10 protein-coding genes and 1 pseudogene are annotated in these 19,418 nt (G+C 41.2%); 5 read left to right on the top strand and 6 right to left on the bottom strand.

From position 1 onward, the window contains the following. Positions 1–65 precede the first annotated feature (65 nt). The 4 genes and pseudogenes from ACYRY3_RS37265 to ACYRY3_RS37250 form a co-directional block, all read left to right on the top strand. Entirely contained in the window at positions 66–371 is a 306-nt protein-coding gene (locus tag ACYRY3_RS37265; protein WP_460206760.1) for a hypothetical protein, read from the top strand. 236 nt (positions 372–607) lie between these two features. Beyond that, positions 608–760: a hypothetical protein gene (locus ACYRY3_RS37260; protein WP_460206759.1), complete on the top strand. Its 153-nt coding sequence runs from the start codon at positions 608–610 to the stop codon at positions 758–760. Positions 761–770: 10 nt separating this feature from the next. Next, complete coding sequence (locus ACYRY3_RS37255; protein WP_460206758.1) at positions 771–1,670, top strand: phosphotransferase; 900 nt, start codon at positions 771–773, stop codon at positions 1,668–1,670. An 816-nt stretch (positions 1,671–2,486) separates the two neighbouring features. Next, a pseudogene (locus tag ACYRY3_RS37250) lies at positions 2,487–3,314 on the top strand (slipin family protein); the annotation flags it as partial. 91 nt (positions 3,315–3,405) lie between these two features. Here ACYRY3_RS37250 and ACYRY3_RS37245 read toward each other — a convergent pair. From ACYRY3_RS37245 to ACYRY3_RS37220, 6 genes are all read right to left on the bottom strand, one after another. Then, positions 3,406–4,503: a hybrid sensor histidine kinase/response regulator gene (locus ACYRY3_RS37245; RefSeq protein WP_460206757.1), complete on the bottom strand. Its 1,098-nt coding sequence runs from the start codon at positions 4,501–4,503 to the stop codon at positions 3,406–3,408. A gap of 4 nt (positions 4,504–4,507) precedes the next feature. After that, the gene (locus ACYRY3_RS37240) at positions 4,508–7,246 is read right to left on the bottom strand and encodes a hybrid sensor histidine kinase/response regulator (protein ID WP_460206756.1); all 2,739 of its coding nucleotides are present in this window, start codon (positions 7,244–7,246) and stop codon (positions 4,508–4,510) included. A gap of 389 nt (positions 7,247–7,635) precedes the next feature. After that, positions 7,636–9,114, bottom strand: coding sequence for a sensor histidine kinase (locus tag ACYRY3_RS37235; protein WP_460206755.1), 1,479 nt, complete (start codon positions 9,112–9,114; stop codon positions 7,636–7,638). A gap of 849 nt (positions 9,115–9,963) precedes the next feature. Further along, the gene (locus ACYRY3_RS37230; protein WP_460206754.1) at positions 9,964–10,701 is read right to left on the bottom strand and encodes a response regulator transcription factor; all 738 of its coding nucleotides are present in this window, start codon (positions 10,699–10,701) and stop codon (positions 9,964–9,966) included. Between the two features lie 113 nt (positions 10,702–10,814). Further along, a complete protein-coding gene (locus tag ACYRY3_RS37225; RefSeq protein ID WP_460206753.1) occupies positions 10,815–13,613 on the bottom strand; it encodes an MHYT domain-containing protein in 2,799 nt (932 codons plus the stop codon). 769 nt (positions 13,614–14,382) lie between these two features. Further along, the gene (locus ACYRY3_RS37220) at positions 14,383–17,067 is read right to left on the bottom strand and encodes an MHYT domain-containing protein (RefSeq protein WP_460206752.1); all 2,685 of its coding nucleotides are present in this window, start codon (positions 17,065–17,067) and stop codon (positions 14,383–14,385) included. A gap of 813 nt (positions 17,068–17,880) precedes the next feature. Here ACYRY3_RS37220 and ACYRY3_RS37215 point away from each other — a divergent pair. After that, positions 17,881–19,266 (top strand): 3' terminal RNA ribose 2'-O-methyltransferase Hen1, encoded by a 1,386-nt coding sequence (locus ACYRY3_RS37215; protein WP_460206751.1) that lies wholly within the window; start codon positions 17,881–17,883, stop codon positions 19,264–19,266. Positions 19,267–19,418 lie beyond the last annotated feature (152 nt).

Genomic DNA, 19,418 nt, shown 5'->3' with positions numbered 1-19,418 from the left:
ATTTTAGTTAAAGCCCTCTACCCCAATAGGGGGCTTTTCTTGATTCTCTAGTTCAAGTTTAGCTTATGGACACCATTGTTTATCCAGATTATTACCGCATACTCGAATGTCGCGCAGGTCGCTGGTTCGTCAAAAATGCTGATGTCTTCTACCGCTCCAACAACTCTAATGTCAACTACGATGACTTTGTTGCACTGTATGGTGTGACCGAGCAACAAGTTGTTGTGGAATTATTCCGCATTAATGGTGGGAAAACGGGTTATTATCTGGTTAACTTGAGAGATAAAAAATATTACTACTGTGGTACTCAGCGAGACGATCTCAAACGCAAACTCCTTGAATTGGGTATTGGTCGGGAAGAACCGCAATGAATACTTCCTCGTGTTGTTTGCAGATCGCTTTATGAATTCTCATGCGGAAACGCGCTACTCAAAACCTATCCAAACTTAAGCATTAATGTGCTTAATGCCAGCTTCATCAGTCAAACTCAATCGCTCGTGCCATTGAGCGCCGCAAGTGATATATAAGTTTACATAGTTTGGTTTTTTCACGCCGACCTACTTAAGACTCATAAATAGTAGCAGCGATCGCCCAATCATGAGAATATATGCCGATGACACTTAAAGACTTAGAAGAACACCTTCTTGCCCTCAGCCCTAATGAAAAAGTTCGGGCTATTCAGTTACTTGCTCAAAGTCTCGGGAGCAATTGGCAAGGAATTGAGAAAACCCCTAGAGTTTGTGGTGGAGAGGTAGCTTAAAGGTTGAACAATGACCAAGGCAGGTGACAGATTCCACGTGCAAGCTGCACTACGCACTGTATGTGAAGTTGCTCAACAGCAAAGATTGACATTTGATACAGCAATAGTTCTGGCAGACCGCAGTAATTTGCTGGTGCATTTGCGCCCAACCCCTGTGGTAGCAAGGGTAGCAACGACGACAGGTACAGTCCGCAAAGGTGATGCGTGGTTGAAACGAGAAATTGCGGTTGCAAGTCATCTGGCGGCGGCTGGCGCACCTGTTGTACCTCCAAGTACGGTGGTGTCACCCGGACCCTATCACCATAACGGTTTGGTGTTGAGTTTTTGGGAGTTTGTGCAAGAATTAGATGCGCCAGTAGACCCAATTGCTGCGGGTTGGGCGTTGCGCCAGTGCCATGAAGCACTTGTTGACTTCAAGGATGAGCTTCCTGTCCTTGATGCACTATCGGAGTCCGAGAGGATTTTCTGCCAACTCCAAAGCGAAAGAGTCTTCAGCCCTGCAGATGCAGATATGCTGCAACAAGTGCAGGAACGAATAAAAACAAAGTTCCAGCAACTAGAGTTACCAATGCAACCCGTTCACGGCGACTCAAACCTATCGAATGTCTTAAATACCACACGCGGGGTGCTATGGGCGGACTGGGAGGATACGTTTATCGCCCCCACCCTTTGGGATATTGCGTGTCTTGCTGCTTCATCACGTGTCTTTGGTAGCGATACGGAGAGAGTCAATGCGGCACTCAAAGGTTACGGTTTGAGGATTGATGATGAAATATTGGATTTGTTTATTGAAGCACGAACTTTTCAAACAGTTCTCTGGAACTATATTATTGGGCAGCAGCACCCCGACCATCTAGAACGGTTTGAGGGTCGTTTGCAATGGTTTCGCCAGCGTGAAGGTACAGTATAAGCGATTGCTAATTTCGCAAGTCCATCACCTTTAACTTGCATCTCAGTAATTATCCAGTAGCACCTTATATTTTTTTGTGCTACATTAAGTAGTAAGGTAGTAATACACGAGTAAAGCAATGGTTGGGGTTCTGTATGCCCGACTGGTGCGCCAACCTCTGGATTGAGCGTATACCGCTTTGTGTGACTACTTACTGTTTGATTAGCTCAGTCTGCTAGAGCAACCGAAGTCATCGGTAGGACGTAGGTTGAAATCCTACATCAAACTCCCCTCGAATGAAAGTTAGCTCACTGGTAGAGCGATCGACTGTTAATCGATTGGTTGCAGGTTCGATTCCTGTACTTTCCACCAAAGAATGTCCGGGTCAAAGGACACTACCCTCCACGGTAGCCAATTTAACTCATAGTAGTAAAAGCTCTGCAATGTGGGTGCTGACTGTTGTTCATCACCTGATGATGCACAGTAGTCACAGTAAAGGAGCCTGCGCGATTGCCTTCCTCCCTTATTGGAGTATGTCACGAAGGTTTTCCGCATCCAGTTTCTCTAAGAGAATTCTGGATTGCCAAACCCAACGACATATCTGAGAACTGTTTTCTTTTCCTGTATTGCCCTTGGGTAGTCAACGGAGAAGTAGCAGTAATCTTAATCCAGTTTTGGAGATGCAATTCGCCCGCAACTGAACTGTAAACACCTACATTTGCAGAGTTTAAAAACCGTTTGTAGTATATGTAATATACTAGGTTATATAAATTATCAATGTTTCTATCAAACCTTCTGCGCTGGGTAAGAATGCTCAAGTTACCCATTCAATTTTCTATGTGGAAAACTTTTTATATCAAACCTAACGAAATCGGAATCTTATATCACCGTAGTGATTTTAAGAAAATTTTACAGCCCGGTACATACACCTATTTTGGTTGGCATTGGGAAGTCAAAACCTATGACCTCAACCAACCTGAAGCAAAGATTGAGAACCTGGAACTCTTGCTGAGAAATCACAGTTCCGAGTTACAACAACATCTCTTAGTCGTGCGAACAGCATTCAACCAAGCCGCTTTAGTACGCTTGGGTCGAAGTTGGGTAAGCATTCTACCAAACCAACTGCGGGCTTTTTGGCGCGGTTTTATTGAGGTAGAATCCCATCTCTTCAACTTGGAAGAAAGCTTGGAGTTACCTGCAGAATTCGTGCAGCAAGTACGGGGAGTTACCTTGAATGGACTGAAAAAGTTCCAAATCTCCGAGTATGAGATTGGTTTGCTGTACGTGCAAAATAACTTTGTCCGACCCCTAGAACCGGGCGAGTACGCTTTCTGGTCAGTAGACAGGGATGTTTCGCTCCGGACTCTCAGCCGTATTATACCTAATCCAGGCTTTCCCCTCGAAGATGTATTGATTGAAAAACATCCCGACTTTGTTGCGGCTTACTGCGAAACAGTACAATTATTGAACGAACAAGTAGCAATTGTGCGGTATCAAGGTAAAGTTATTTCCATCCTACCACCCTGCAGTCGCAAGCTATTTTGGAAAGGTGTAGAGGTAGAGGTTGTTGACATCAGCACTGATGCCAAGTTGCCATCTCGCTTAATGGCTGAATTAGTTTCGGGTTTGCCAGAGGCTATAACTAGGTTGGGGAGCCACTGCGTTGTGGGGGTTCCCCCCATTGAAGCAAGTGGCGTTTGAGGAACGAAACCCAACACAATCAGTTATTTATTAGGTTAAGCGACTTAATTCGTTGTTAATCCTCAAGTAGCAAAGTAACCCGCACAATAGTTTTTTGACTTGGGATACTTTCGATAGTTAAATGCCCTTCATATAGCTCAGCCAACCGTTTAGCTATGACCAGCCCCAATCCCGAACCTTGTTGCTCGTAAAGCTTGCGCTCGAATTGCATATAGGCTCCAAGTTTAGCAATTTGCTCGCATGTCATACCTCTTCCGTTATCGGCAACAGATAGGACAAAAGTATTATCTTGCACTTCAGTACTAACAACTACAGGAGTTCCCGGCTGGGAGAACTTAAAAGCATTATCGAGGATTTCAAGGAGAATTTTATGCAAACTAGATGGTGAAATTTTAGCGCTGCTTTCTTGTAGATCTAAACGCAAATCTGCTTCCCGATTTACTTTGCTAGCCTCGTGGAGAGCAATGTCTGAAATTGTGGTTTTGGTATAGTTCATCATCCACTCACCACGCAATTTCCGAGCTCGTTCTGAACTAGTTGTTGCTAGCTCGAGTTCGGCAAATAATAAAAAGTTACGGGTTAATCTGTGTAATCTATTACCAGAGGAATGGATGATCCGCAGCATTTCCAGCGCTTCATCTTGCTCAAGCTCGCCGTAGCTTTCTATAAGGAATTGGGCAAAGCCAATAATGCCATTGAGAGGGGTATGCAATTCGTGAGGCAGTGCCATAGATATATTATCACGCAACTCATCCAGTTTCTGTTGAGATTGCTTCTCAATCTCAGACTGCTTCTTCAACCGTGCGGTAATTGCTCCCAACAATTCGTCACGAGTAAATGGTTTGGTCAAATAATCATCTGCTCCTAATTCCATCCCTTGACGTATAGAAACTTTAGCGGCTTTAGCCGTGAGGAAAATAAAGGGAGTGGTTTGCGTGGATGGATTCTGGCGCAACTCGTTGAGAACGCCATACCCATCCAGTTGTGGCATCATGACATCGCAGATAACGAGATCGGGCTTGTCCTGCTGTGCTAAATCCACCCCCATGCGACCATCTTCTGCTTCAATCACCTCAAAATTTTCGGCACTAAGCATAACGCTGATAATTTCGCGGATTTGTTCTTCGTCTTCAATCACTAAAACTTTTGTCATTTGTTTATCTCTCATTTAAAGGAATAGTTACTGTAAATGTTGCACCCATATTAACTTTGCTACGTACTGTAATCGTTCCTCCTTGTAACTCCACTGCCTTTTTCACAATGGCTAAGCCCAAACCAGTACCGGGAATATTGCCTACATTCGTACCGCGATGGAAGGACTCAAATAGCCTGAGTTGGTCTTCTTCAGAAATACCAATGCCCGAATCTTGAATTTGAAACTGTATCATCTCATCTGTACAAACCAGTTCAAAGCAAATAGTGCTGCCTGCAGGTGAATATTTAATAGCGTTTGAGAACAAATTATCCAAGATATGCCTGAGCAGTTTTTCATCCACATAAGCAAGGGCGGACGGGCTGTTGGCAGTAAACTCTAGCTGGTGTTTGCTAGCAGTACTCAGTTTTAACTCATCCGCTAAACTTTGACAAAGTTGTACTATATCCAGTGTTTCTGGTTGCAAGTTTAATTTTCCAGCTTCTGCTTTTCCCAACAGCAGTACGTCATCCAACATCTGGGTTAGATGATTGACATTGTTGTGAATGCGTTGTAAGTATGCGAGCTTTTTCTCTTCTGTCAAGTTATGGCTGTAGTGTGTGAGTAATTCATTAGTGCCAAGAATAGTCGTCAGGGGAGTGCGAAACTCGTGGGAAATCATAGAGACAAAACGAGATTTAAGTTCGTTGAGTTCTTTTTCCTTTTCTAAAGCTTCACAAAGGCTTTCTTCTGCCTGCTTGCGCTGAGTAATATCAAAGCGGATAGCTAAATATTGATAAGGTTTCCCTTGGCTATCTAAAAACGGAACTATTGTCGTGTCTACCCAATAAAAGTAACCATCCTTAGCTTTGTTTTTAATTTCACCTTTCCAAACCTGACCTGTGGCAATAGTTACCCAAAGTTCTTGAAAGAATTGTTTGGAATGAAATCCCGATTTGATTAAGCTGTGAGGTTTGCCAATGAGTTCTTGCCTGGAGTATTTGGAAATTTCACAGAATTTATCATTTGCATAAGTAATCATGCCCCGAGCATCAGTAATCGCTACAATCGCGGATTGATCTAGAGCAAACTTTTGAAATTCCAACTCCTGGAGAGCACGGTACAAGGAGCTTTTTGCCTGCTGGCGCTTGGTAATATCACGAAATACCAGTACAGAACCTTGCAACAAGCGATCGGGAGTAAGAATCGGTGCAAGAGTGGTATCAATCGGTATTTCATTGCCATTTTGTGCAACCAAGACTAAGTTATCAACCAATTCAACAACTTTACGCTCTTGCAATACCCGTTCAATCAGACTTGTAGCCGATTGCGGTCTCTGCTGGTGGATAATACAAAAAACTTCATCAATTTTTCTTCCTAAAGCATTTTGGACAGACCATCCAGTCAGAGCTTGTGCGACAGGATTCATGAAAGTAATCTTTGCAGCTTTGTCAGTAGCAATTACTGCATCACCGATGCTATTCAGTACAACTTCTAGCCATTGTCTCTGTATTTGCAGTGCGTCTTCTGCCTGCTTGCGGTCGGTAATATTGCGAAAAATACCTCTGGTTGTTTGGGGTTGACCTGCTTCAAAACGGCAGTTAACGTTGCCTTCAAGTGCAATCACTCTGCCATCTTTGGTGACAAAAAGAGTTTCAACGCGATCGCATGACCTTCCCGACAGCACGTTCTCTATCGTTTCCTGGCATTTTTCCTTGCTGGTGGGATGGATGGTATCAAATATTGATAGCTGCTTCACCTCTTCTAAGGTATAACCCATAGTTTCCTGCCAAGCCCGATTGACATACAACAGCTTTCCTTCTGGTGAAAAGCTTTGAATCAAATCGTGAGCACTATCCAGAAAATCTCGCAATTCTAACTCGCTTTCTCGTAATGCCGCCTCTGCCTGTTTGCGTTCGGTGATGTCTATTATGGAACCGACGATTTCTAAGGGATTACCCAAAGCATCGCGTATTAACTTTGATTCATCCCGTATCCAACGATAGCTACCATCAATATGGAGAAAACGGTATTCATTGATTTGCTTACCAGTCTTCAACAGCAATGGTATTTTATCAAGCATATAGGCTGCATCATTTGGATGAATATAGTTTATCCAGAACTTTGGATCGCCCTTAATCTGTTGTACTGTATAGCCCAACTTCTCAGTAATGTTGTCACTGACAAAGGTTGTGGCAAAATCATCAAATGCCTTGTAGCAGTAAATAATTGCTGGATTGTGGAACAGTAGATACTGGAGCCGTTGTTGATTGAATAAAAGAGCCTCTTGTGCCTGCTGACGCTGAATGACTTCGTTTCTCAGCTGTAGATTTGTCAGTTTTAGGAGATCGTGTTGTTGTTTAATCTTTTGTGTTTGCCAGAATAGTTCGACAAACTCTTGTACTTTTGATATTAGTATCTCAGGCTCAATTGGCTTAACTAAATAATCTACAGCTCCATAGCTATACCCCTGCAAAATTTGATGTAAGTTGTTATAAAAAGCCGTTATAAAAATAATTGGAGTGTGCTGAGACCTTGAACACTGCCGAATCAATTTTGCTGTTTCAAATCCATTGAATTCTGGCATTTGGATATCAAGTATTATGAGAGCAAAATCTTGGTAAAAAATTTTCTCTAAAGCCTCTTTCCCTGATTCAGCCGTCACTAAGTTATGTCCTAAATTACCCAAAATTGCTTCTAAAAGGAACAGATTTGTGGGAGAGTCATCAACCAGTAGAATATTGATTTCATCTTTATGTTCCATAATATAAGTGTAAAAACAAAAATTTTAATTACTATGCCCATTCAGAATTACAAATGACGAATGACAAATGACAACCTTAAAGAACTATCTTTATTTATCTCGGTCTACTCAGTTGTGTGTCTTCCTCATAAAATCCAAACCAAAACATCTTTGGATTACAACATTTAACAAATTTAGTTGATATCAGTCTATTGTTAGGAAACATAAAGTGTGTTAGCATGATGCACTCTCCCAAGAGGAAAATTCTAGTTTTGACTTAAAAATCTTAATTTTTGTAAAATTTCAATATTGCAACTATAATAAATTATTATCAATAAATTCTTTCAGAGCAATTCGGAAAACACTGAGATTATAATATTCTTCTATAAAGAATATTAGCTAAGCCATTTTTAAACGCAAGGTAGCGTCACAATAAACGTTGTCCCTTGATTCACAAAGCTTTCTACACTAATACTACCTTGGTGTAAGTCCACGCACTTTTTAGCAACGGCTAACCCTATACCAGTACCACCGATATTACCTACATTACTGCCTCGGTAGAAAAACTCAAATATATGACCGATATCTGCTTCTGGAATACCAATTCCAAAATCCCGAACTAAAAATTGGGCACTTCCATTAGTACATTCGACCTTAAAACTTACTGCACCTCCCTGGTGGGAATATTTAATAGCATTTGAAAGTAGGTTAAGCAGCATGGGTTGTAACAGTTCTTTATCCAAGCAAACACGCTCGCAAGTTCCGAAGATACTGAAATCAATATTAATCTTACTTGATACAAAGCTAGAATTTTTTTCTACCAATTCTTTGCATAATTCTATTAAATTTACTGAAGATGGATTATAAGTTAATTGATTCAACTCTGCTTGGTTGATGAACAACATATCATTCACCAAGTTAGCCATGTGCTTGGCACTTGTTTGAATGCTTCTTAACTGTCTATTTTTTTGTTCTTCAGTCAATTTTTGTTCGTACTTTTGTAATAATTCTGCACCAGATAGAATGATAGTTAGGGGAGTACGGTATTCGTGGGAGACTGTAGTAATAATTTGAGATTTGAGATGATTAAGTTCTCTTTCGCTTGCCAACACTTTGTATAATTCCTGTTGTGTTTTCAGGAGTTGCTCTTGAAAATCCAATAATTTCTTATTCATTTGAGTTAATTCAACTGTACGCTCCATAATTTTGGTTTCTAATTCTTCATTACTAGCAGCAAGTGTTTTTTGTGCTTCACGGCGATCTCTTATCTCTCTAAGAGTAGCTTGAACGATCGCGTAAAATAAGACTACAGTGAGACACGTTCCAGACAAAGAAGCAATCGTTTCTATTTGATGAGCTACTACCTCCTGTTGTAACCGTTGTTTCAATAGTTTTTTTTCCACCTCCTCTATCTCGCTCTCAAGCAGGGAAATGCTGTCGATATCATTTTTTTGCCTAATTATCTTAAATACTTCAATACCAGTTGATAATCCCTTTTCTTTACGCATATCAACTGTTTCTTTAAAAGCAATCGTCTTTTCTGAAACCAGATTTTCTACCTTGCTAATTATCTGTTGGTGTATTAGTCGATCTGTCGTTAATTTTCTAAGTTCCTGAATGTTTTTATCTATTTGAACAATTGTAGTGTTGTAACTTTCTAAATCATTTTCTTTTCCTGTAATTAAATAGATATAGTGTCTGGTTTCAGCATCTTTAAGGGATGAAATAACTTTTTCTATGCTATGCAAAGCTTGGTGAGTATTAACCACTCCATTTGAAATCTCTCTGTGGTTTTTTGCTGCTATAAAGGAAAATAAATCGACAGAAACCATAACTATCGAAACACACAGCAATCCAACTATAGTTTTTTTCTCAATAGACCATTTCACAAATCAATCTTCTCCAGGATCATATCTATAATTTTCCCTAAATACAGGCTTGTTGATACTTAAATTATTTGCTGGTTTCAAGTGTAACAATATCAAAAATGAATTAATAAAGATAATGTAAAGCTTAATCTACTGTATTTCCAACAGTAATTACACTAATCCTTTGATGTGGCAATTACGGTCGTAAATGTTCAAGTTCAATATTACAATCCTAAGTAAAAAGTCAAAATTACTTACACGGTTTGGTTATTAGAATACTTCTTGATTGCTTGCAATATACGGTATTTCTTAGGTAAATGAAGTATATCGTTAGGAACACAATGCTTTGTTCCCTGACAACTCAAAAAGGGGATGGTGGGCAGTACCCAGCCTACAAAACTAAGAAACAACAAGCTTTTTAGGCTTTAATTTTTGCTTGGGAGTTGATGGTGCAAGATAAAAGATATTTGATTTACAGCCATTTTTAAGTAAATAGACCACAGTCGGAGGGGCGCAAGGTCGCCGCGCCTTACAAAGGGTGTGATTCATTTAGGTGAAAACTGCTGTAAATGAAAACCCTTATAGTACAATGGCTAGTACACCTTGACGACAATCAGGCTACTATTGCACGCTCGTAGTAAAGTTTGCAGTATAAGCCTGTTAATTTCATCCTTGAGCCTTTTTGTATTATTAGCATCTTCAGCTTCAAAAACTGGCTAATTACTTTCAAACCGCTCTAAAATTACCAATTATTGTAGATAGATTTTTATATGGTGGGGATGTCCCACCCATGTTGAGACTCATTCTCGGAAACGCGTCTTTACACAGATAAAATTCTCACCTATAAACCTCTGTCTTGCGTTTAACACTTTACTTACTTTGGTTTAGTAGGTTAAATTTTTGAAGAATCTTGGCATTTTCTGGAGTCAGTAATGTCTGTAAATTCTCAATCTCATTCAAAAGCTTGATTTCGCGATCGCACTCTTGTTGCAAAATACTTATGTAACGCTGGCGTTCACCATCTGACTTAGCTGCTTGCAGCATGCGAATTGCCATATTGATATTGGAGAGAGGATTGCGTAAGTCTTGAGAGAGTTTATGTAAAACATCCTGGCGCATATCTGCTAACCGTTGGCTGTCTTGAAGCTTTTGCTGATTTACCTGTATCTCCTGTTTCAGCTGAGCATTGTGTTGGCGTTCTTGTTCGTACTTTTGCTTAATTTGAGTAGGTTTTTCTGCACGAGTCAGTCTAACCTCAACCGCCTTCAAAAGTTCTTCAGGAGTAAAAGGTTTTGTGATATAGTCATCTACCCCTAATTCCATAGCTTGACGTAGGTCACCACGATCTGCTTTTGCAGTTAGAAAAATGATTGGTATAGATTCAGTCGCTAAATTTTGCTGTAATGATTTCAACACCCCATAGCCGTCTAGCTCAGGCATCATAATGTCACAGATAATCAAGTTTGGGAGTTCCGATTTAGCCAATTGTAAGCCTACGGAGCCATTTTCCGCAACAATCGTCTTGTAGTCACAATCAGATAATTCCAAAACGAGTTGTATGTTTTCTCGTACTTGAGGTTCATCTTCTATCACTAGAATCTTTTTCATTGTGAGTTTATCTAGTTATGTTGGCAGCTTAGACCCAATTTGCCTTGGACTTCGCAGATTTATAATGCCCAGAAACGCTCCATAGGTAACATGGTGTCAAGTAATAAGCACTTCTACCCAATGGCAGCATACTTCCCATTCCCATCATTGACAACTATAGAATCACCAACAGAATACTCCCTTGTATCTATAACGTCCATAGCAAGCGGTTTAGCAATAGTATTTTCCTCCCCATCCTCAGTCTTAAACACTGCAACAGAATTTTGCAATTCTCGTGCCACATCTACAGTTTGTTCCAAAGAACTGGACACCAAACGGGAGAATTCACTTGTATGGAGTGAATCGCGAGCAACCTGATTCATTAATAACGCCACCAGTCGGGAAGTTTCTGCTTGAGATACTGTTGCAGTGGAAATTGACTGCACCAACTCATCAATTTGACGGGATACTTCTAAAATCTCTGCAAGTTGTACTTTGGCATCCTTAACTAAATCTGTACCTTCCACCACCTGTATCATTCCCTCTTCGACAGCTTTAACCACTTCGCTGGTTTCAAACTGGATATTTTCCACAATCTGTTCAATTTCGCGAATTGCTTGTGCCGACTGGGCAGCTAATTCACCAATTTCTTCTGCCACCACTCCAAAAGCCCGACCTTCCTCACCTGCCTTGGCTGCTTCAATACTGGTGTTAATAGCAATAATATTAGTTTGCAGGGCAATTTGGTTAATCAAAGACATAACCTGATAAATTTGTTGGGAAGATTCACCCAAACGCTTCACTTTCTTGGCTGCCTCTGCCATAGTTAAACGCAAATTTATGATGCTATCAACGGTTCGATCCATTGTAGCTTTGCCAGCTTCAGCAGTTGTAGAGGCAGTGCGAGCCATTTTTGCTGCTTGATAAGCGCTATTTGCTACAGATTGAATTGAAAACGCCATTGCGTCTAAGGACTCTAAGGTATTGGTGATTTCTTCTGCTTGCTTGAGTGCATCATCCGCCAACAGGCGCATCGCTTCTGAGTTTTCCCCAACATAAACACTGACTTGTTGCGAAGTGTGTTTTACTTGAATAACAATTTGTCGCAAGCTTTCAATAATGGCATTGAAAAAGTCAGCAATAACTCCAATTTCACCCATTGTCATGTCCGCTCGCACGGTCAAGTTGCCTTTAGATGCTTCTTGAACATCATTTAGCAGTGCGACCACTTGACGTTGCAAAGTTTCTTGACTGCAACGCAAAAGTTCTTGTGCTTGTGCCTGTTCCGTAATATCAGCTTGTACCCCTATAAAGTTGATAACTTGCCCAAAGGCGTCTCGTACTGGTGAAATAGTTAATTGATTCCAAAAGGGGGTTCCATCTTTACGATAATTCTGAATAACAACCTGGCAGTCACGCTCTTCCCGCACGGCGTTGTGTATCTCTCTCACAGTAGCCGGATCTGTGTCTGGTCCTTGTAAGAAGCGGCAATTGCGACCAAGGACTTCTTCTTGTAAGTAGCCAGTCATCTTTTCAAATGCTGGGTTACAAAAAATAATGGGGTTATCTGCTTGACGCGGAGCGGTGATAATGATTCCATTGCTAACAGAGGCAATAGCGCGATCTCGCAACCGCAAAACTTCTTGTGCCTGCTGCAATTCGTTTAAGAGATTCGCTTGTTCTAAAGCAATACCAATTTGAATTGCCAGTTGCCGGAATAACTCAATTTCCGTCTGTTGCCAAGTCCGAAAATTAGAACATTGATGGACAAACACTAACCCCTGAAGCTGATTGTTATTGAGAATAGGGGCAGCCATATAAGCTTTAACCTGAAAGCGTTCTAGAATCTCCAGACGATCTGCCGCAAAACCTTCGTCATAAATGTTATTAGTAACCCAAACTCGACCATTGTTATAAGTTTTGATATAACGTTCCCAAAAACAATCGTTGACTGTATACCCTACAGTCTGAGCCCAACCCCGTGCAACTGACTCAGCAATGATAGTACCGCTCCAGTCTGGATTCAACCGATAGATAATAACACGGTCTGTACCTAATGCTTGCTGCACCTCATTGACAGCAGTATTGAGAACATCTTCTAACTTGAGAGACTGTCGAATTCGCAAAGTTATTTCTGTAAATTGAGTAGATCGCAAAGCTTCAGTTTCCTGCTGTTTGAAGAGTATCATTTGATCTATCATGCGCCGATCCACAAATGATGTGAGCAGTGCAAAACCCAAAATAACAAGCGTCGCAATCCCAATGCCAATACCCAACAAGGTCAGGGAAGATTTTGCATGATTTGTCAACACCGAACTCACAGTCTTTGTAGGAGTGAAAGAAGCTGCTGCCATCCCCGTGTAGTGCATTCCGGATATCGCCGCCCCCATAAGCAATGCACTTAAAATTCTAGATAACTCTCCTGTTCTACTACTTCGTATGCGTAGGTGAAACGCAATCCACAGTGCTGCAATGGAAGCCCCAATTGCAATAACAACCGACAGCACCAACAATAATGGATCGTAGTGGGTGTGCGCTTCCATCCGCATTGCCGCCATACCAATATAGTGCATCGCAGCAATGCCCATACCCATTAACACACCACCAATTAACAATCGCCGCATACCCAAGAATCGGCGGCTCGAAAGGAAAAGTGCGCCTCCTGAAGCGACAATTGCAGGCAGTGTCGAACACAACACTGTCTTTAGGTCGTAAGCAATCGGTATCGGCAAACTAAAAGCTAACATGGCGACAAAGTGCATTGACCAGATGCCAATTCCCATCGCGATCGCACCACCAATTAACCAAGCAAGCCTGACCCTTTTCTCTGCTGCCGTCACTCGTCCTGCAAGGTCTAAAGCTGTGTAGGATGCAACTGCCGCGATCGCGATCGATAGCGCTACTAAACCCTGGTCATAGGTGCTACTCATCATTGCCGCATCTCCCTGGTGTTCTGAAAAAATCTTTTGAAAATACTTAACAAAAATTACGTACTTTATATCACTAACAACTTTTAAGTATAAAGAGACATATCAATAAATTAGTAGAGCTTTCAGTGGGCAACCATTCCTTTTCATAAAAGTCATTCTTGCATAAAATATTTTTTAGGAAAATATTTCTGGATACAAAATGCAAAAATCTAAAAAATAAAAGCCGCAAGGCAGAATTTGTCCTGCTTACGGCTGAACCGCTATTATCCCCATTTGAACTCTCTATACTTTTTATTTTAAACCATAAAAACCCAAATTTTGTACGGTAGGAAAAGTAGGTTTTATAACATCTTTCTAAAATCCTTTTTAAGACGGAAAAGTAGGAAAAGAATTTCAATTAAAATGACTTTTAAATATGATTAATCTTTAATAAAAATTATTTTTCTATACTAGAAGCATAGATTTTTATACCATTGACATCTCCCTAAGGTGATGTTTTTTAAGTAAATTAGCGGTAATCAAATCAGTTAATGTTAAGTAATATAAAACTAGCTATACCCTTTACAAAAGACAAATGACGAATGATAAAGGATAACCCGAACAAATAAACCTTTATTCATACCGATCTACTTGATTCTAAAATTCCTATTTTTCTCCGAGCCTCACTAAAAAATCAGGATGGCTTTCCGACCCATCCTATAGACAGAAAATTATAAATTTGTGGGATAGGGGGGACACGAAACACCCTTGTCCTCCTTGTCTCCCAAGTCCCTCAACGCAAAACCTTTTCCGTTTTAAACACACCAACCGAAGCCTGCAACTCCTGTGCCACTTCCACAGTTTGTTGTAAAGAAACAGAAACGTGACGGGATAAATCACTTGTGTGTAACGAAGCTTCGGCAATCTCTTTCATTAAACACGCTATCGCCTGAGAACCTGCTGCTTGCGAGACTGTTGCATCGGAAATTGACTGCAACAGCTCGTTAATCTGTTGAGTCACGTGTAAAATTTCTCCAAGTTGGAGTTTCGCGTCTTTAACACAATCTGTTCCCTCTACCACTTGTGTCATTCCCTGCTCGACAGCTTTAATTGCTTCCCTTGCTTCGTGCTGGATATTTTCCACAATTTGTTCAATATTTTCCGTTGCTTGGGATGCCCGAGCAGCTAATTCACTAATTTCTTCCGCCACCACTGCAAAAGCCTGACCTTCTACACCTACCTTTGCTGCCTCAATACTCGTGTTAATAGAAAGTACGTTGGTTTGTAAGGCAATTTGATTAATCAAAGACACAACTTTGGAAATCTCTTGAGATGCTTCACCCAGACGCTTGACTTTTTTGGCTGTCTCTGCTATTATCGAGCGCAAGTTCATAATACTATTAACAGTGCGTTCCATAGAAGTTCTTCCAGCCTCAGCAGATATTGACGCAGTCCCAGCCATATATGTTGCTTGGCGAGCACGATCTGCTACTGCTTGAATTGAGAGTGCCATCGAATCAAGTGATTCTAGAACACAGTTAATTTCTTCAGCTTGTTGGAGTGCTTCATCTGCTAAAGAATGCATCGCCTCTGAGTTTTCTCCGACAGAAATATTCACTTGTTGGGTAGTATTTTTGACGGAAATGACAATTTGCTGTAAGCTTTGAATGATGAGATTAAAAAAGTCAGCCACAACCCCTATTTCACCCATCGTAATTTCAGCACGCACAGTCAAGTCACCTTTAGACGCTTCTTGAACATCATTCAGCAGTTCTACCACTTGGCGCTGTAAGATTTCTTTGCTGTATTGCAATTGTTCTTGTGTTTGCATCCGTTCTGTAATATCTGCTTGTACCCCAATAAAATTACTGACTTGCCCGGAACCGTCTCGCACAGGAGAAACAGTCAATTGATTCCAGAATGGGGTACCATCTTTACGGTAATTTTTAATCACAACCTGGCAACCACGTCCCTCTCGCAACGCATTGCGTATTTCTTGAACAGTGGCTGGATCTGTGTCTTGTCCTTGCAAGAGGCGACAGTTGCGCCCAAGGACTTCTTGTGGGGAATAGCCAGTGATAGTTTTAAAAGCTGGATTGCAAAAGATGATAGGGTTGTCTGACTGACGTGCGTCGGTAATGATAATAGCATTACTCGCAGCAGCAATGGCGCGATCGCGCAACCATAGTACCTCCTGTGCCTGCCGTAGTTTTTGTAAAAGATTTGCATGTTCTATGGCGATACTGACTTGAATTGCCAATTGCTCGAACAAATCGACTTCTGATTGCTGCCAATTCCGAAATCCAGAGCATTGATGAGCGCACAACAACCCTAAAAGTTCACTGTTAGCCACAATTGGTGCAACCACATTCGCCTTAACTTGAAGGTTTTCTAAAATCTCGCGATGACAGTTTGAAAAACCCGCTTCGTAAACATTATTGGTTGCCCTGACTCGTCCATTTTTGTACAACTCCCGACAATTTTCATCCATCGGGTCATTCAATACCTTGCCTAAAGTTCTCATCCAACCATGAGCTACTGACTCAGCAATAATGGTGCCACTCCAGTCTGGATTGAAGCGATAGATAACAACACGATCGATATCTAATGCTTGACGAATCTCATTGACAGCGGTATTGAGCACATCATCTAAACTTAACCAGCGCCGAATACGGTGAGTCATTTCTGTCAATTGAGTAGATCGTAAAGCATCTGCTTGTTGTTGTTTGAGAAGCATCGTTTGAGTCATTAAGTGCTTATCTACAAGAGATGTCAGTAGTGTAAAGCCCAGGATGATGAAAGTCGCTAGCCCAATACCAATACCAAGCAAGGTATAAGAAGCATCTATTTCTTCCGTCATGGCAACTGTCTGAACAACCTTAGTTGGTGTAAAGGAAACTGCTGCCATCCCCGTGTAGTGCGTACCGGAAATTGCAATTCCCATAGCTATCGCACTTACAATCTTGACTAAACTTCCAGCCTTTGTTGCTCGCGTATAAAAGGCTATCCACAATGCTGTTATTGATGCACCAACAGCAATTATTAAAGACAATACAAACCAAAAAGACTCGTACTGGGTAGTCGCTTCCATTCGCATCGCTCCCATACCCATGTAATGCATTGACGCGATGCCCAAACCCATAAGCACACCACCAATTAACAATCTGCCAAAACCCAGTACTGGAAGACTTGCAAGGTAAAGTGCTCCTCCTGAAGCAATAATTGCAGGCAATGTTGAAAACAAGACTGTCCTTACATCATAGGAAATGGGTATTGACAGACTGAAGGCTAACATGGCAACAAAGTGCATTGACCAAATTCCGATTCCCATCGCCATCGCGCCACCAATCAACCAGGCGAGTTTAACCTTTTTGCTAGTTGCGCTCATGTGCCCTGCAAGATTTAGCCCCGTGTAAGATGCAAAAACTGCGATCGCCATTGATAAGACCACTAAACTATGGTTGTAGGTGCTGTTCATTGCTCTGTCTCCCTGATATTTTATATTTGTTAGTAGTTAGGAGTTAGTGGATAGTGGTTAGTCACTCACAATTACTAGCCATATACAGGCGAATTTCGCTAAAAAATATTGTCATTTAATAAAAATTGATGAAAAGCTTTGCCCTTACCAATCATTCATTCATATGCATTATTGTTGGCACTACCTGTTCCTTTCTTGAATCTTCCCCCTTTAGATAGAAATATTGAATAAATGAGTTTTAATAAGTTGAAAATGTGATGTTATGAGTCTTTGAAAAATCCTACTTTGGCAACAAAAATTTTATGAATAAGAGTTATTTTTACACGAATTTCTTTTCGCTTTAACCAAATTTTCTACTAATAGTCCAAAGAGCAAAAAAATAGATAGCAAATCAAAAAAATAGATAAGTAGGTTAGCTCAAACAAAGTTAACTAGTGAAGACCGTACTTTGTTCCCTGTTATAAGTGTTATTTACAACATAATTGATTTTTTACCTACTTAGGAATTTCCAAGGAATAAATTCTCCATCCTGCGATCTGGGCGTCCCCACCCCATCTTGTAGTACGGGCGTCCCTGCCCGTCCTATGTAGCGGGCGTCCCCGCCCCACAAGAAATATTTGGAGATTGTTGATTTGGAAGTCTCTTACTTGTGTGTTGCAAAAAATCAAGTTTTTGCAAAATGACTTGTCGTTAAGTTGTAGTCGCGATTATGGTCGTTACACACTGACTTGCCATATTGCAAATCTGTGCATATGCTTTTTTATAGTATAAATGTAGTATTATTGTAACATAAAACTTGCCTTCCCAAAAAGAATGCTGCTCACTATCACAACCACACACCACCCAGCCACAGATTTGGGGTATTTACTGCACAAACACCCAGACCGATGCCAATCTTTTTCCCTTTCTTTTGGACAGGCACTTGTTTTCTATCCAGAGGTGAGCGACGAGAAATGCACGGCAGCGCTGCTTTTGGATATTGACCAAGTCAAATTGGTACGCGGGCGCGGTGCCACTTTGGCAGAATACGTCAGCGATCGCCCTTATGTCGCTTCGTCATTTTTAAGTGTGGCAATCGCCCAAGTTTTCAGCACAGCCCTTGGAGGTCGTTGCAAAGACCGACCGGAAATAGCACAAACGCCTATATCCCTCGTCGCTAAATTGAGCGTTTTACCGTGTCGTGGGGGTGAAAGTTTTTTACGGCAGTTGTTTGAACCATTAGGCTACACTGTCAGTGCTCAAAGTCACATTTTAGATGAAGAATTTCCCGCATGGGGACACAGCCAGTATTACACTGTAAAATTAGAGCACACTTTGCCTCTGAGTGAGTTACTCAGTCATCTCTACGTACTGATACCCGTCTTAGATGATGAGAAACACTACTGGGTGAGTGATGAAGAAGTCGAGAAACTATTGCGTCATGGCGAAGGGTGGTTGACAGCCCACCCAGCACGAGAAGAAATCACCAGGCGTTACCTAAAACGACAGCATCGTCTCACCCGTGCTGCACTTGCAAAATTAGCAGAGGAAGACGAACCCGATCCAGATGGCAGCCAAGAAACCCATGCTGAGGAAGAAGCAGCAGTAGAAAAACCCATCAGCTTAAATCAGCAACGCTTAAATGCTGTTGTCACAACCTTAAAAGAAAACGGTGCAAAGCGAGTCATTGATTTAGGTTGCGGTCAGGGAAGCTTAATGCGGTTGCTTCTCAAAGACAGCTTTTTTGAGCAAATCACAGGTGTTGATGTCTCCTATCGTTCTTTGGAAGTTGCACAAGAAAGATTAGACCGTCTGCGCTTACCAAGGAACCAGTGGAACCGGATGGAACTGTTTCAAAGCTCATTCACTTACCAAGACAAGCGTTTTGCAGGATTTGATGCCGCTACCATGATTGAAGCGATCGAGCACCTAGACCTGCAACGTCTTGGTGCCTTTGAGCGGGTATTGTTTGAATTTGCCCAACCAAAAATAGTTGTGGTAACAACTCCCAATATTGAATACAACATTAAATTTGAAAACTTACCCGGTGGAAAACTGCGGCACAAAGACCATCGCTTTGAATGGACGCGCCAAGAATTCCAAACCTGGGCAAATAATGTGGCAGTACACTTTGGCTACACAGTACAGTTTCAACCTATAGGAGAAGAAGACCCAGAGGTTGGTTCACCCACACAAATGGCAATCTTTAAAAAAGGATAAAGGATTAAGGATAAAGGATGAAATATAGCTTGATGAATGAGTAAAAGTCTCTAAATTGCTTGATTTGAATGAAATGTTGGGTTTTGTGACTCAACCACAAATCTACAAACAATGCATGAAATATTGGGTTTTGTGACTCAATCACAAATCTA

This window comes from Scytonema sp. NUACC21 (genome assembly GCF_054684315.1).
The sequence above is the reverse complement of the archived record's forward strand: the minus strand, read 5'-3'. Positions and strand labels throughout refer to the sequence as shown.

Coding starts and splice junctions, on each gene's coding strand:
- ACYRY3_RS37220 (WP_460206752.1), bottom strand. CDS start 17,067: ATGAACAGCACCTACAACCATAGTTTAGTGGTCTTATCAATGGCGATC.
- ACYRY3_RS37240 (WP_460206756.1), bottom strand. CDS start 7,246: ATGGAACATAAAGATGAAATCAATATTCTACTGGTTGATGACTCTCCC.
- ACYRY3_RS37215 (WP_460206751.1), top strand. CDS start 17,881: ATGCTGCTCACTATCACAACCACACACCACCCAGCCACAGATTTGGGG.
- ACYRY3_RS37260 (WP_460206759.1), top strand. CDS start 608: ATGCCGATGACACTTAAAGACTTAGAAGAACACCTTCTTGCCCTCAGC.
- ACYRY3_RS37245 (WP_460206757.1), bottom strand. CDS start 4,503: ATGACAAAAGTTTTAGTGATTGAAGACGAAGAACAAATCCGCGAAATT.
- ACYRY3_RS37225 (WP_460206753.1), bottom strand. CDS start 13,613: ATGATGAGTAGCACCTATGACCAGGGTTTAGTAGCGCTATCGATCGCG.
- ACYRY3_RS37255 (WP_460206758.1), top strand. CDS start 771: ATGACCAAGGCAGGTGACAGATTCCACGTGCAAGCTGCACTACGCACT.
- ACYRY3_RS37230 (WP_460206754.1), bottom strand. CDS start 10,701: ATGAAAAAGATTCTAGTGATAGAAGATGAACCTCAAGTACGAGAAAAC.
- ACYRY3_RS37265 (WP_460206760.1), top strand. CDS start 66: ATGGACACCATTGTTTATCCAGATTATTACCGCATACTCGAATGTCGC.